The sequence below is a fragment of the Mesorhizobium sp. M6A.T.Cr.TU.014.01.1.1 genome, from assembly GCF_004022765.1.
Taxonomy (GTDB): Bacteria; Pseudomonadota; Alphaproteobacteria; order Rhizobiales; family Rhizobiaceae; genus Mesorhizobium; species Mesorhizobium mediterraneum.
In genome coordinates, this window is sequence record NZ_RZPG01000017.1 from 129,462 (window position 1) to 144,410 (window position 14,949).

Here is a 14,949-nt window from a genome sequence, read left to right on the forward strand (position 1 = left end):
CTCTATCCGTTCGAAATCTCGACCAGCCGGTCGAGCACTTGCAGCGCCCGGCCGCTGTCGATGGCTTGCGCCGCCGTCGCCATGCCGTCGGCAAGCATCGTCGCCTTGCCAGCCACCACCAGTCCGGCGCCGGCGTTCATCAGCACCGTATCACGAAAGGCGCCGGCGGCGCCGCCCAGCATGTCGCGCAGCGCCTGGGCGTTATAGGCGGCGTCGCCGCCGCGCAACTCGTCCTTGGTGTGCCGCTTCAGCCCGACTGCTTCCGGGGTCAGCGTAAAGCTGCGGATCTCACCGCCGACCAGCTCGGCCACTTGGGTTTCGCCAGTGGTGGTGATTTCGTCATAGCCGTCGCCATGGGCGACCCAGGCGTGTTCGGCGCCCAATGCCTTCAGCGTCTCGGCCACCGGCATGATCCATTCCGGCAAGAAGACGCCCACCATCTGCCTGCTGACACCAGCCGGATTGGAGAGCGGGCCAAGCAGGTTGAAGATGGTGCGGGTGCCGAGCTCGACGCGGGTCGGGCCGACATGCTTCATCGCCGGATGATGCGCCGGCGCGAACATGAAGCCGACGCCTGCATCGTGGATGCAGCGGCTGATCGTTTCCGGCGAGATATCGATCTTGACGCCGAGCGCGGTCAGCACGTCGGCGGCGCCGGTCTGCGAGGACAGTCCGCGATTGCCGTGCTTAGCCACCGGCACGCCACAAGCGGCGACGACGAAGGCGGAAGCGGTCGAGATGTTGACGCTGTGCGAATTGTCGCCGCCGGTGCCGACGATGTCGATGGCGTCAGCGGGCGCATCGACACGCAGCATCTTGGCGCGCATCGTGGCGACGGCGCCGGAAATCTCGCTCACCGTCTCGCCGCGCACCCGCAGCGCCATCAGGAAGCCGCCGATCTGGCCGGGCGTAGCGTCGCCCGACATGATGATGTCGAAGGCCTCGCGCGCCTCCTCGAAGGAAAGGGCGGTGCCTGCGGCGACCTTTGCGATATGGGTCTTGAGCGCGCTCATCTGGTCAGGGCTTGGGCAACGGCTGTCTGATCGATACGAACGTCGTATTGCGTCTGCAACTGCGCCACCAACTGGTCGAGCAGGTCGTGGGACATGCCGGATGTGAAGGATTTCTGCGCGTCGTCCGGCACCGAGCTGGCGTCGGCTCCGGCAGGCTCGAAGACTTCGGCAATCTTGAACAGGATCTGTCCGTCGCCGGTGGGCGAGGGGATCAACCCGGTCCCGCCTTCGCCTTCGCCGAACATCGCTGCCGCCCCTTCCTTGCCGAAATCGACGTCGTCCGCCTCGCGCTTGACGCCGCGCTTGGTCTGCTTCTCGAGCTTGAGCTCGCTTGCGATTACATCGAGCGTGGTGCCGGCCTTGAGACGCTTTTCGAGTTCGACCGCTTTTGCGGTGAGCCGCTTGGTCGTTTCCGCCGCCGTCCAGTCGGCCACTACCTTCTGGTGGACTTCATCCAGCGTGCGGTCGCGGGCCGGCGTGATCGAATCCACCTCGTAGAACACGAAGCCGTTGCCGGCGGTGGTGAGGTCGGGATTCTCGGTGCCGGGTTCGGCGTCGAACACCGCCTTGATGAGATCCGGCGATTCCGGCAGGTCGTTGACGATGGTGCCGTCCGGCCTCTGGCCGGTGCGATCGATCGCATCGATAGTGACGACCTTCAGCTTCAGTTTTTCGGCAGCTTGCGTAAGCGTGCTGCCCGAAGCGCGCATGTCTTCGTAGTTGTCATGCACGTCCAGCAGAATGCGGCTTGCCTCGCTCAACGCCAGATCCTTGCGGATCTCGGCGGACACTTCGGCCAGCGGCTTCACCACTTCGGGCTTGATGTCGGTGACGCGCAGCAGCACCGCACCAAAGGCGCCCTGAACGACCGGGCTGATCTCGTTGGCGTTGAGCGCGAAGGCGGCGTCGGCCACCGCCTTGTCGGCAATCTTGTCCTTGGGCAGCGTGCCAAGCAGCGTGTCGGCTTGCGTCTTGCCTTCGGCGGCAACGATCTTGTCGAAGGTCGCGCCGGTCTTGAGTGAATCGAGCGCGGCCTTGGCGGCATCAGGCGTCTTGAACACGAGCTGTTCGATGGTGCGCGTTTCCGGCGTGGTGTAGCGCCCCTTGTTCTTGTTGTAGTCGTCGTTGACCTGTTGGTCGGTCACGGCACTCAGATCCATAATGTCTTGCGGCTCGAGCCTGACATAGGAGAATTTGCGGTATTCAGGCGCCGCATAGGTCTTCTTGTTTTCCTCGAAATAGGTCGAAAGCACGCTGTCGGACGGCGCTTCAATCGGCTCGACCAGCGATTTCGGTAAAGTCAGGTAGTCGATGGTGCGGTCTTCGCCACGATAGAGCGCGACCGCCTTCAAGAAGGTATCCGGGGTCTTGAGACCGTCCGAAACCGCCTCGACGATCTGCTGGCGCACAGCCACCTGGGCGCGATTCCTGAGATAGTCTTCAGGCCGCATGCCGACCTGTTGCAGTATGTATTCGAAAGTCCTTCTGTCGAAGGTGCCGCCGGGGCCCTTGAAGGCCGGGTCCTCATGCGTGAGTTGGGCCAGGCGGTCCTTGGACAGCCCAAGCCCGAGCTTGCGGGCCTGCTCATCGAGCACTGCACCCGACACGAGTTGCGCCAGCACCTGGTTGTCCAGGCCGAGCGCCGTCGCCTGCTCGCGGCTGATGCGCTGGCCGAATTGCTGCGACATCACGCTGATCTGGCGATCATAGGCGAGACGATACTCGTTGATCGATACTTTGGTGCCTCCGGCCGTGATAACCGCGTCGTGGCCTGCAAAACCACCCAGAAGCTGTCCCGAAATGCCCCAGACGGCGAAGCTCAACACCAACAATATCAGCAGCGCCTTCGCCACCCAGGTCCCCGCCGCGCTTCTCAAGATACCAAGCATGTCACTTCCGATTTTTTGCGCATTTTCGCATGCGCCGAGTCTGAAACAAGCGCAATAGCGTCCTTCCTGCCCACTGTCGATTGCTTTGTGGGCTGAGTTTGGTAGTGAGGACGCAGCCGAATGTTGCCCGGAGAAACAAATCCCATGACGCCAGGAATCCGCCCGCTGGTCGCAGGCAACTGGAAAATGAACGGCACCAGCGCCTCGCTCAATGAACTCAGGATGATCGGCAACGGCTTCATGAGTGGGCTCGATGCGGAGACCGAAGCGCTGGTCTGCGTTCCGGCGACGCTGCTTGCGCACGCCGCAGAGATTTTGTCGCGCACGCCGGTCCGGGCCGGCGGCGAGGATTGCCACACCAAGGAGAGCGGCGCCCATACCGGCTGCATTTCGGCCGAGATGCTGAAAGATGCGGGCGCCAGCCACGTCATCGTCGGTCATTCCGAACGCCGCGCCGATAACAACGAGGACGACGCGATCGTTCAGGCCAAGGCGTCCGCTGCGTGGCGGGCCGGGCTGGTGGCCATCATCTGCATCGGCGAGACGAGAGCCGAACGCGAAGCTGGCGCTACACTCGACGTGCTGTCGCGCCAGATCGCCGGCTCGGTGCCGCCCAACGCCACGGCGTCGAATACCGTCATCGCCTACGAGCCGGTATGGGCGATCGGCACGGGGCTGACGCCGACCGCCGCCGACGTTACGGAGGCGCATGCGCATATTCGCGAAAAACTGTCGGAAAAGCTTGGCAGTGCAGCGGCGAAGATGCGTATCCTCTATGGCGGCTCGGTCAAGCCGTCGAACGCCGTCGAACTGCTTGGCGTGAAAAATGTCGACGGCGCGCTGGTCGGCGGCGCCAGTCTGAAGGCGGCGGACTTTCTCGGCATCGCCGAAGCCTATCGAAATATCTCGTAGCAGCCAGATCCTGTCGGGCACCTCGGATAGGCCACGCCGCAGCGGAAATCGTTGCAAAGGGCGCATTGCTTCCCATATTCCGGCCACGGGCTTGGAAATGCCGTCAAAGCATTGTATTGAGCCGCCTCCAAATCACCGGTCGTATCCACGGCCGCGCAAGGCTTTGCCAGGATAAACTATGGAAACCGTACTAATCGTCGTCCACCTCATGGTCGTGCTCGCTCTTGTCGGTGTGGTGCTGCTGCAGCGCTCCGAAGGCGGCGGCCTCGGCATCGGCGGCGGATCGGGCTTCATGACCGCGCGCGGCGCCGCCAACGCGCTGACGCGGGCGACGGCGATCCTGGCCGCGGCTTTCTTCGCCACCTCGCTGACGCTGTCGATCATCGCCCGTTACGGCGAGAAGCCGATCGATATTCTCGATCGCGTGCCGGCGGCGAACGGCGCGGGTGGTGGCGTGCTCAACCAGTTGCCTGGCACCACGGCGCCGACGCCGCCTTCCGGCAACACGGCACCTTCCGGCAACACGGCACGAACGCCACCTTCCGGCAATGATGCCGCAGCTCCGGCTCCCGCCGCGCCGCCTGCAGCGGGTTCGACCACACCGCCGGCCACAAACGGCGTCACCCTGCCAGTAACGCCGCAGGTCCCAAACCAGTAATCGGCAGGCGTCCGGCGCCGCGATCTGTTGTTGTTTGAACACAGTCGCGGCAAATGCCGCACGATCACGACGATTCGACCGGGCACGGCACGACAGGGCGCTTGAGGCGTCTCCGCTTAATCGATTATAGATTGCGCGCGGCACTTTCGGGGTCCTTGGGGGACGCCGGGCGACGCCGTGGGCAACAAGCATTGAACGATCGGATCTTCGCCATGCAGCTTCGCAGCTTCATTTTAGCCGGCCTTTGTGCCGTGCTCAGCCTTGGTGCGCCCGCTTACGCGGCTATGCCGGCGGGCAATTCGGCCTCTAAAGCCGCAGTGACAACTGACGTCGTCAACGTCGCCGCCAAAAGCGACTCGGCGCAACTAAGACTCCTCAAGAAGAAGAAAAAACCGACCTCGGACGATCTTGCCCAGATCAGCAAGCTCGAAGCCAAGATCGCGGCCGACAAGGAGGCCGCTCGAGCCAAGGCGGTCGAAGCCAGGAAGCTGGCGATGCGGGAGGCGGCCAAAGCCAAGGCCGACGCGGAACGGCAGGCATTTCTTGCCAAGAAGGGCCTTGCCAAGAAAGATAAACCTGCCCAGCTGGCCGACGCCAAGCCGGCTAGGAAGAAGACCGTCAAGATCATCGAACCGGTTCAACCCATCGCGCCGATCCAGTCGGCCGAACCAGTTTCCGCCGAGGCCATGAACGTCGCGCTGGTCCGCAACAACGGCGAATTGCGCAGCGAGCCGGTCGGACAGAAGCCGCAGAACGTCGGGCTCTTTGCCGGTCTGTTCGGCGGCACCGCCTCGTCCTCTTCGATGTCGCTGCTCCCCGAGACGCGCGCTCTTGATGCCGTACTCGCCAGGAAGGAAGCCAAGAAACAGTTCACGGTAAAGCCGGAGTTCGTGCCGCAGAGCGTGGAGTTCACCGGCTACAATCCCGGCACCATCGTCATCGATACGAGCGCGCGCCGCCTCTATCTCGTCGAGTCCTCGTCGACGGCCCGCCGCTACGCCATCGCCGTCGGCCGTGACGGCCTGCAGTTCAAGGGCACGGTCGCGGTCGGCGATAAGCAGGAATGGCCGCGCTGGATCCCGACGCTCGACATGCAGAAGCGCGAACCGAAGAATTATGGCCGGTACAAGGACGGCATGCCCGGCGGCGGCGACAATCCGCTCGGCGCGCGCGCCATCTATCTCTACGAAGGCAAGAAGGACACGCATCTGCGCATTCACGGCACCATCGCGCCGCAGTCGATCGGAACGAGCGCCTCCAATGGCTGCTTCCGCATGATCAACGAGCACGTCATGGACCTTTACCGCAGGGTGAAAGTCGGCACCAAGGTCGTCATCATCTGACGTATTAACCCATACTGCCGAAAGGGCCGGCCTCGCCGGCCCTTTTGTTTTGCTCATCCATCACCACAGCGCCTTCTTGGGAAAAAGCCTTCGCGGCGGTTTTTTCTCTGGCGGAATCAATTCGGCCGCGTTAAGCGATGACTCCCATGGCGCGATATGTATTCATCACAGGCGGCGTGGTCTCCTCACTCGGAAAAGGCATCGCCGCAGCGGCCCTTGGGGCCCTCTTGCAGGCGCGAGGCTATCGCGCGCGCATAAAGAAGCTCGATCCCTATCTCAACGTCGATCCCGGCACGATGTCGCCATACCAGCATGGCGAGGTCTTCGTGACCGATGACGGCGCCGAGACCGATCTCGATCTTGGCCATTATGAGCGCTTCACCGGTCGCTCGGCCAACCAGCAGGACAACATCACCACCGGCCGCATCTACAAGAACATCATCGAGCGGGAGCGGCGCGGCGACTATCTCGGCGCCACGGTGCAGGTCATTCCGCACGTTACCGACGAGATCAAGAATTTCGTCCTCAACGGCAATGACGATTACGACTTCGTCCTGTGCGAGATCGGCGGCACCGTCGGCGACATCGAGGCGATGCCGTTCCTGGAGGCGATCCGCCAGCTCGGTAACGACCTGCCGCGCAACAACGCCGTCTATGTGCATCTGACGCTTATGCCCTACATCCCGACGGCGGGCGAATTGAAGACCAAGCCGACCCAGCATTCGGTCAAGGAATTGCGCGGCATCGGCATCGCGCCCGACATCCTGCTGGTCCGCGCCGACCGTCCCATCCCTAGGGAAGAGCGCCGTAAACTGTCGCTGTTCTGCAACGTGCGCGAAAGTGCAGTCATCCAGGCACTCGACGTGCCGCACATCTACGACGTGCCGATGGCCTATCACAATGAAGGGTTGGATTCGGAAGTGCTGGCCGCTTTCGGCATAGATCCGGCGCCGAAGCCGCGTATGGAGCCCTGGCAAGCGGTGTCGAAGCGCATCCACAATCCGGAAGGCGAGGTGACCATCGCCGTCGTCGGCAAATACACCGGTCTCAAGGACGCTTACAAATCGCTGATCGAGGCGCTGTCGCATGGCGGTCTTGCCAACCGCGTCAAGGTCAAGCTCGACTGGATCGAGAGCGAAATATTCGAGAAGGAAGATCCTGCGCCGTGGCTGGAGAAGGTCCATGGCATTCTGGTCCCCGGCGGCTTTGGCGAGCGCGGCGCGGAAGGCAAGATCTTGGCGGCGAAGTTCGCCCGCGAGCGAAAAGTGCCGTATTTCGGCATCTGCTTCGGCATGCAGATGGCCTGCATCGAGGCAGCGCGTTCGCTGGCCGGCGTCGAGCATGCCTCGTCGACCGAATTCGGCCCGACCGAGGAACCGGTCGTCGGCCTGATGACCGAATGGCTGAAAGGCAACATGCTGGAGAAGCGCAGGGAAACCGGAGACCTCGGCGGCACCATGCGGCTCGGCGCCTATCAGGCGGACCTCGCCAAGGGCTCGAAAATCGCCGACATCTATGGTGACACGCAGATTTCCGAGCGTCACCGCCACCGCTATGAGGTCAATGTCGACTACAAGGAGCGGCTCGAGGATTGCGGCCTGGTCTTTGCCGGCATGTCGCCGGACGGCGTCCTGCCGGAGACGGTCGAATATCCAGACCATCCCTGGTTCATCGGCGTGCAGTACCACCCCGAACTAAAAAGCCGGCCACTCGACCCGCATCCACTGTTTGCCAGCTTCATCGAAGCGGCAGTGGAACAGTCGCGATTGGTCTAGGCCTGCCGCCCGGCTGCCGTGCAAACCTATGTCGCTCTGCTTTACAGCATCGTCCTGGGCGAGGGACGCCGGGTCGTCATGTCCGATCTCAGGGCTATGGCGCAAGGCCTGGGGCTGAGCAACCCGCGCACGCTGGTGGCGACCGGCAATCTGGTCTTCGAGGCGCAAGAAACGGAAATTGCAGTGCTGGAAGGGCGGCTCGAAGCAGCGTTCGAGGCAACCTTCGGCCGCCATGTCGATATCATCGTGCGCCGCGCAAATGACTGGTTGATGCTTGCGGCCGGCAATCCGTTTCCCGCCGAATCGGCTGCCGCCGCGGACCAGGTGGCGGTGCGCGTAATGCGCAAGTCCGTTCCGGCGGAAGCCGTCGCGGCGCTGGACGCCTATGTCGGCAAGGATGAAAAGATGCGGGCGGTCAGCGGCGACATCTGGGTCGTCTTTTCCCGCGAAACGCCAAGTTCGCGATTGCTTGCGGCGACAAGCCATAAACGTCTCGGTGTCGGCACGTCGCGCAACTGGAACACAGTCCGCAAATTGGCGGAGATGGTTGGCGGATAGGCGCTTTCCCTTCTCCCCTTGTGGGAGAAGGTGTCGCCGAAGGCGACGGATGAGGGGTGTTCCAGGGAACGCCAACGTCTCACTCCGCTGGAACACCCCTCAACCGTCTCGGCGCTGCGCGCCGATCCACCTTCTCCCACAAGGGGAGAAGGCAGAAACCGCTCAAGCCTTTGCCGTCCTGGCCCGGGCACCAAGTGCCATCGTGCGCAGCACGTAATAGATGACACCGGCGATGGCCACGCCGAAGAACCAGCCATAGACGCCCCACCACGACGGCAGCCAGTTGGTGAAGTTCGGCAGGACCGAGGAGAAGATCGCGCCGATACCGGCGGCGACGAAGGCGTTGACGTGCCAGCCGCCCTGGAAGCGGAACTCGCCGTCTTCCCTGTAGAGGGCCTCAACGTCGACCTCGCCCTTCCGGATCAGGTAATAGTCGACCATCATGACACCGAAGATCGGCCCCATCGTCGCACCGATGATGTTGACGAAGGAAGCGGCGCTGCCTTCCCATGGCGCGAAGGGATAGAGCACCAGCGCGATCAACGCCGCGATATAGCCGCCCTTCTTGAAGTCGATCTGCCGCGGAAAGACGTTGGAAAAATCGAATGCCGGCGACACGAAGTTTGCCACCACGTTGATGCCGAGCGTCGCCACGGCGAAGGTCAAGGCGGCGAGCGCCGCCAGGAACCAGCTGTCGAACTTGGCCGATATCTGGTCTGGATGCAGCAGCACCTCGCCATAGACGTCGAAGGCAGCAATCGTGGTGACGCCGGCTACCAGCGAGAACAGGATAAGGTTGACCGGCAGGCCCCAGATATTGCCCTTGCGCAGCGACGCCTTGTCCGGCGCATAGCGGGCGAAATCGCAGAAGTTGAGATAGAGTGCCGAGAAATAGGTCACCCAGATCGCCGCCACCGCGAACAGCGAGGTCCATGAGCCCGGCGTGCCGGGCACGCCAGCGTCCTTGGTCTTGTCCAGCAGCACGTCCATCGGGATGTCGCTGGTGAAGGCAAAAGTCCCGGATTTGACGCAGAGATAGATCGCCAGGATCAGCATCATCACCCATACCGCCGGCCCGGCCCAGTCCTGGAAGCGGCGCACCGTTTCCATGCCTTTCTGGATGATCAGCAGCTGCAGTGCCCAGATCACCGCGAAGCAGATCACCTCCAGGCCCGTGTGCCCGAGGAAATGCGTGTTCTGGTTGAAATCGGCGAACCACTGCGATCGGATCAGCAACGCCACGATCGCGCCGGACGCGGCCGCCGTCTGCGCGCCGTACCAGAAGCAGGCGACGATGGCGCGCACCAGCGCTGGTATGTTGGCGCCCCAGATGCCGAAGGATGCGCGGGCAAGCACGGGGTAGGGCACTCCGGTCTTCACGCCGGCATAGCCGACCATGTTCATCAGCACGTAGATGATCAGCGAACCGATGCCGATGGCGATGATGAAGTTGACGAAGCCACCGCAGAACAGGAACAGGCTTGCCGCCAGATAGTAGCCCCAGAGACTGTGGACGTCCGACGTCCAGACGTTGAAGATCGAGAACGGTCCCCAGTTTCGAACCTTCGCCGGAGCGAGATCTTCGTTGTATAGGTCGGGTGATGCGCCTTGTATGGTCATTGCGATGTCCTCCCCTTGGTTGCCGCGCGCCTCCACGCGTTGACTACGCAGGTTAAGCCTGACGCTGGAGAACCGGCAACCGATTGATTTGCCGGCTTTGACCTTAAAGATATTCAATGAGAATCGCGCTTATCGGCGCTGCGCAACGGTTCGTCGCATGTTTGTCATGTTTGGTGATTCGATTTCGGTCGAACGATGTGAGAGACTTCATTTTAGCCCGACCTCTTTTTTCACCGGGCTCTGTTTGCCGGAATCCAAATGGCCAGCCGTGAGTTTAAAGGTTCGATCAAGCACATAGCGATCGACCGGGAGGAAACGATGGATCGCCTGCAATTCTTTACGCCTGTGCGGATTTCGCGCGGGCAGGAAAGCCCTGTCGAAGAAATTTATAGCGTAGCCGAAGCGATGGGGTTCTTGCGTAAATGGCCAATAGGCCGTCGGGGGCCAGTCTACCAATGCGCGGTGAATTGCTGCTCCGCGGCTCTGGCGGGCCGGATGTCGGCAGAGCAAGCAAGGAAGGCCTTTGCCGGCTTCGCCCGCATCACGCGCTTGCTCGACGACGACATGGCGCTGCCGATGGGCGGCGAAAATATTGATAGCGTGCATGCGCTAAGGCGATGAACCTTCATATTTGCGCCCCGCCGTGAACGTGGCCTACGGCAAAGTCACAGCACCTCAACCGAGGCAGCGAACAGGTAGCCAGCGCCCCGCTCGGTGACAACGAGCTTCGGCTCGCTCGGGTTGACCTCGAGCTTGCGGCGCAGTCGCAGTATTTGCACGTCGATACTGCGGTCAAACATCTCTTCGTCGTGAATCCTGCTGGCAGCGAGAAGCTGCTCGCGACTCAGGATCTGCTGCGGCGATTGCAGGAACGCTGCCAGCAGGTTGAACTCCCCCGCGGTCAGCGGCGTTGTTTCGCCCGCGGGCGATTTCAGGCGCCGCATCCGCATGTCGAGCTCCCAGCCGGCAAAGCGGTAGCGCTTGTGCTTCTTGCCCCGCGAATTCTGGCGCGTTGACCCCGATCGCCGCAGCACGGCGCGAACGCGCGCAAGCAGTTCCCTGAGGCTGAAGGGCTTGGTGATGTAGTCGTCGGCTCCGAGTTCCAATCCAACGACGCGATCCACTTCGTCGCGCCTGTGGCCGGTGATAATGATGATGGGAGCTTCCGGCGGACTGCCGAGTTGCCGCATGATTTCAAACCCGTCCTCATCGGCAAGCCGCATGTCGAGGATCATCAGGTCTACCGGTCTTTCATTGAGGACACGCGACATGGACCGGCTGTCGGTGACAGCGCTGACCCTGAAGTTCTCGCTCTCCAGGTAATTGGTGAGCATTTCGCGGATTTCGGGGTCGTCATCGACGACAAGAATATGCTTCGGCGTCACTGCCTGTTCGATTCTGCCTTTCGACTGCTCTTTGTAGCGAGTGTTCTGTTCGACTGACATCTCAGACCGTCCGCACGTATGGAACCCATGACCGAGCCGTTGCTTTATTAGACTTACCGTTGATTTTCGGCGATTTGTTGGTAAGCGCCGATGATCTTCGTGATCGGATACCACAGGCTCACTCGATGGCGCATGAGCAGATTGGTAAGGTTCGTGCGGGGCTTTTTGTTCCGCTTTGCCTGGCAGCGGCGGCACCATTTGCGTTGGCCTTGGTTAATCAGCCGGCCCCTCCGATCGGCGAGCCGATTGCTCCGATAGTGGGCATTGGTCCTTCCGACCAGGCGAAGATCGCACTTGGCGAGAGCCTGTTCAACGATGCCCGGCTGTCACATGACGATGTCATCGCCTGCAGCGGCTGCCACAGGCTCGATCTCAGCGGCGACGACGGCAGGGCTCGTTCCACGGCGGCGGATGGCGAGCCGCTCGACTTCAACACGCCGACGGTCTTCAACGCAACGCTCGATTTCCGGCTGAACTGGCGTGGCAATTTCCGCACTCTCGAGGAGCAGAACGAGGCAGCCTTGCTCGATGACAGGCTGATGAACACGAGCTGGGAGGAATTGCTGCCGAAATTGCGCTCCGATCCGGACTATTCGCAGCGATTCGCAGACGTCTACGGCGCCGCCCCCGGCCAGGCGGAAGTGCTCGACGCCCTAGCCATCTTTCAACGCTCGCTGATCACGCCCAACGCCCGTTTCGACCGCTATCTCAAGGGCGAGCGCGGCGCCATCACGGCGGACGAGGAACATGGCTATCAGCTGTTCAAGGCGTATGGCTGCATCGCTTGCCATCAAGGCGCCAATGTAGGAGGCAATTTGTTTCAGAAGTTCGGCATCTTCCAGGATCCCTTCGCCGGCCAGAAGACCTTGAGCCAGGCGGATCTCGGCCGTTTCGCCATTACAGGTGCCGAGAGCGACCGCCATGTGTTCCGCGTTCCCAGCCTGCGCAACGTCGCGGTGACGGCGCCGTATTTTCACGACGGCCGTACCGCATCGCTTGGACAGGCAGTGAGGATCATGGCGCGGAACCAGCTCGGCAGGGAGATCGACCAGCGCGATGCCGATCTTATCGTCGAATTCCTCGGGACGCTGACGGGCGAGTATCGCGGCCAGCCGTTGACCAGCGCAGCCGATCGTCTGCAGCAATGAAGTCGCTACGCGTCCTGGCGCCGGTCGTCGCCTGCCTGCTCATCGTCCTGACCTATTTCCTGGTGCAGGGTGCGGCTCCTGATGCCGCGCGCCACGAACGCACGCTCGATGCTCTCAGGACCGTCATCCTCTATAACGCCGCCCTCCAGCGCGATGTGTTGCGGGCACGCACGGGACTGCTGCGCAGCTACGATCCGCTTGTGCGGTCGATCGAGAACCTGAACGCTGCGACGCAGACGCTGCCAGCCGCCCGGGACATCGCCAGCGGCGGAGTTCGGGCGGAGATCGACCGGGGGATCGCCGATGTCGCCGCCGCGGTGCGCGACGAGGAAACGCTTGTCGAGGCGTTCAAGTCGGACAACGCGCTGCTGCAGAACTCGCTGAACTATTTCAACTACATGAGCGGTCGGCTTACGAGCGAGGGTGACGGCCTTCGAGCGGTCGAGATCGGAGCCCTGATGATCACAATGTCGCGGTTCATCAGCGATCCCCAACCGGAGGCGGCAAGGGCAGTGACCGCTGCGCTCGACCGGCTGGCCAAGCCGTCCGTCGATGCCGTGCAGCCAAGCGACGTCCACTCGCTCGTCTCCCACGGCCGGCTTATCGTCACCAGGCTTCCGGCGGTCGACGACCTCGTCGCCCGCCTACAGACTGCGCCAACGAGCGAACTGGCCCGCGCGCTGCAGGACCTTTATCTCGATGCGCATGGGCGCGCTGCGGCGCGGGCCGCGCGGTTTCAGACGCTGCTCTACATCGCCGCGTTGGTTCTCGTGTGCTATGTGGTCTATCTGTTCGCCCGGCTGCGCCACAATGCGCGGATCCTGCGCGAGCGGCTGGAATTCGAGGGTCTGATCGCCTCGATCTCCACCCAGTTCATCAATCTGCCGCGCGACCGCATCCGGGCCGGCATCAGCAAGGGCCTCGCGCGCCTGGTGGAACATGCCGGGCTCGACGGCGCCCAGATTATCGTCAGCCGCACACAAGATGCGGAATCTTCCGGAGGCTACTTCTATCGCCGTCCGAGCGGGAACACGCCGGCCCGCCTGTCGAAAGACATGATCGAGCTCGCTTCACGCTGGACGCTGGCGGGCCACGAGCGGCAAGGCTGCATCGACGTTCCCCGCGTCGGCGACCTTCCTGAAGGGCGGGAGAAGGCATGCCTGCAGGCGCACCAGTTTCAATCCTGGCTGTGCATACCGATGTCGCATGCCGGCGAGCGGCTAGGTTTTCTGGCTCTCGATACCGTCACGCACGAAAAGCGTTGGACCGACGACGACATCGCCCTGCTGCGCACCGCCGCCGAGATTTTCGCCAATGCCATCGCGCGCGAGCACAATGAACGTGAACGCGAGGCGCTGCAGGCGCGGCTCAACCAGTCGCAGCGGCTGGAAGCAATCGGAATACTCGCCGGTGGCATAGCGCACGAGTTCAACAACATCCTCGGCGCCGTCCTCGGCTATGGCGAGATGGCGCTGGCGGTGCTGCTGAAGGAGTCTCGTGCGCGGCGCTACGTCCAGCAGATCATGAAGGCCGGCCGGCGGGCGCAGGACGTCACGGAGCAGATCCTTGCCTTCGGCCGTCGCCGCGAGCGGCAGCACCACGCGCTGCGGGCGCAGCCCGTGGTTGCGGAGGCGGTCGACCTGCTGCGCGCCTCGTTCCCGGCCACACTTTCAGTGGAGACGCATCTTGCAGGCGCGGATGCCGCGATGATGGGCGATCCGACCGAACTTCAGCAGGTGGTGATGAACCTCGGCACCAACGCGGCGCAGGCGATGAACAACCGCGGCGTATTGGAGGTCGCTCTCAACACGACGGAACTCGTGGAGGCGCGGATGCTTTCGCACGGAAACCTGCCGGCCGGCCGCCATCTCCGCCTCGCCGTCAGGGACAACGGCAGCGGCATGGATCAGGCGACGCTCGAGCGTATTTTCGAGCCGTTCTTCACGACCAAGCCGGCGGGGCAAGGCACCGGGCTCGGCCTGTCGACGGTGCACGGCATCGTCGCGGCGCATAGAGGCGCGGTGGACGTGAAGAGCCAACTTGGCGAAGGCACGATCTTCGAGGTCTATTTTCCGCAGATCGAATCCGCTGCGACCGATGCGGACGAGGACGAGGGCGCCGGCGCCGAGGTTCCGATCCAGCATGGCAATGGCGAGACGATCCTGGTCGTGGACGACGACACGCCGCTGATGCAACTTGCCGAGGAGATGCTCGCCGCGCTTGGCTACGAGCCCGTCGGGTTCGACCGAAGCCCTGCGGCTCTCAATGCATTCCGCACCGATCCGGAGCGCTTCGACCTGGTGCTGACGGACGAGGTCATGCCTGACATGACAGGCATCGAGTTCTCCGGCCAGTTGCATGAGATCCGGTCGGACCTTCCAATTGTCCTGATGACCGGTTACGGCCGCCCGCTCCGATCGCGTCAACTGACGGCAGCCGGCATAAGCGAAGTCATCAAGAAGCCGCTGCTGCCGGCCGCCATTGCAAAATGCCTCGCCCGCCATCTGCATTCAGGCTGATCAGGGTCGGGTGGGTTTCTTCGTTACAGACGTAACCAAAAGTCCCCCTGGCTGAAATCAACCCGTAGC

12 protein-coding genes are annotated in these 14,949 nt (G+C 62.7%); 8 read left to right on the plus strand and 4 right to left on the minus strand.

Translation table 11 applies throughout. The features are described from left to right. Window positions 1-2: 2 nt before the first annotated feature. Together trpD and EN885_RS20160 are read right to left on the minus strand one after the other, a co-directional pair. Entirely contained in the window at window positions 3-1,013 is a 1,011-nt protein-coding gene (gene trpD, locus EN885_RS20155) for an anthranilate phosphoribosyltransferase (protein ID WP_128242578.1), read from the minus strand. Continuing rightward, the gene (locus EN885_RS20160) at window positions 1,010-2,902 is read right to left on the minus strand and encodes a SurA N-terminal domain-containing protein (RefSeq protein WP_128242579.1); all 1,893 of its coding nucleotides are present in this window, start codon (window positions 2,900-2,902) and stop codon (window positions 1,010-1,012) included. The genes trpD and EN885_RS20160 overlap by 4 nt, the downstream gene beginning before the upstream one ends. A 144-nt stretch (window positions 2,903-3,046) precedes the next feature. Here EN885_RS20160 and tpiA point away from each other — a divergent pair, with 144 nt between their 5' ends. From tpiA to EN885_RS20185, 5 genes are all read left to right on the plus strand, one after another. Beyond that, window positions 3,047-3,814 carry a triose-phosphate isomerase gene (gene tpiA, locus EN885_RS20165; RefSeq protein WP_095485234.1) on the plus strand — a complete coding sequence of 256 codons (768 nt, stop codon included), beginning with the start codon at window positions 3,047-3,049 and terminating at the stop codon, window positions 3,812-3,814. A 178-nt stretch (window positions 3,815-3,992) separates the two neighbouring features. After that, the gene (gene secG / locus EN885_RS20170; protein ID WP_128242580.1) at window positions 3,993-4,472 is read left to right on the plus strand and encodes a preprotein translocase subunit SecG; all 480 of its coding nucleotides are present in this window, start codon (window positions 3,993-3,995) and stop codon (window positions 4,470-4,472) included. 212 nt (window positions 4,473-4,684) lie between these two features. Then, window positions 4,685-5,815: a L,D-transpeptidase gene (locus tag EN885_RS20175; protein WP_128242595.1), complete on the plus strand. Its 1,131-nt coding sequence runs from the start codon at window positions 4,685-4,687 to the stop codon at window positions 5,813-5,815. Between the two features lie 137 nt (window positions 5,816-5,952). After that, window positions 5,953-7,590, plus strand: a complete 1,638-nt coding sequence (locus EN885_RS20180) for a CTP synthase (protein WP_095485232.1) — start codon at window positions 5,953-5,955, stop codon at window positions 7,588-7,590. A gap of 18 nt (window positions 7,591-7,608) precedes the next feature. Further along, window positions 7,609-8,148 carry a DUF1697 domain-containing protein gene (locus tag EN885_RS20185; protein WP_128242581.1) on the plus strand — a complete coding sequence of 180 codons (540 nt, stop codon included), beginning with the start codon at window positions 7,609-7,611 and terminating at the stop codon, window positions 8,146-8,148. A 162-nt stretch (window positions 8,149-8,310) separates the two neighbouring features. Here the strand turns inward: EN885_RS20185 and EN885_RS20190 are convergent, their stop codons facing one another. Further along, entirely contained in the window at window positions 8,311-9,768 is a 1,458-nt protein-coding gene (locus tag EN885_RS20190) for an NCS1 family nucleobase:cation symporter-1 (RefSeq protein WP_128242582.1), read from the minus strand. Between the two features lie 318 nt (window positions 9,769-10,086). Here EN885_RS20190 and EN885_RS20195 point away from each other — a divergent pair, with 318 nt between their 5' ends. Next, window positions 10,087-10,389, plus strand: a complete 303-nt coding sequence (locus tag EN885_RS20195) for a DUF982 domain-containing protein (protein WP_095485556.1) — start codon at window positions 10,087-10,089, stop codon at window positions 10,387-10,389. A 44-nt stretch (window positions 10,390-10,433) separates the two neighbouring features. Here the strand turns inward: EN885_RS20195 and EN885_RS20200 are convergent, their stop codons facing one another. Next, window positions 10,434-11,411, minus strand: coding sequence for a response regulator (locus EN885_RS20200; protein WP_348631648.1), 978 nt, complete (start codon window positions 11,409-11,411; stop codon window positions 10,434-10,436). 59 nt (window positions 11,412-11,470) lie between these two features. Here EN885_RS20200 and EN885_RS20205 point away from each other — a divergent pair, with 59 nt between their 5' ends. Both EN885_RS20205 and EN885_RS20210 read left to right on the plus strand, forming a co-directional pair. After that, window positions 11,471-12,361 carry a cytochrome c peroxidase gene (locus EN885_RS20205; protein ID WP_164897883.1) on the plus strand — a complete coding sequence of 297 codons (891 nt, stop codon included), beginning with the start codon at window positions 11,471-11,473 and terminating at the stop codon, window positions 12,359-12,361. Next, complete coding sequence (locus EN885_RS20210; protein WP_128242584.1) at window positions 12,358-14,880, plus strand: two-component system VirA-like sensor kinase; 2,523 nt, start codon at window positions 12,358-12,360, stop codon at window positions 14,878-14,880. The genes EN885_RS20205 and EN885_RS20210 overlap by 4 nt, the downstream gene beginning before the upstream one ends. Window positions 14,881-14,949: the final 69 nt, after the last annotated feature.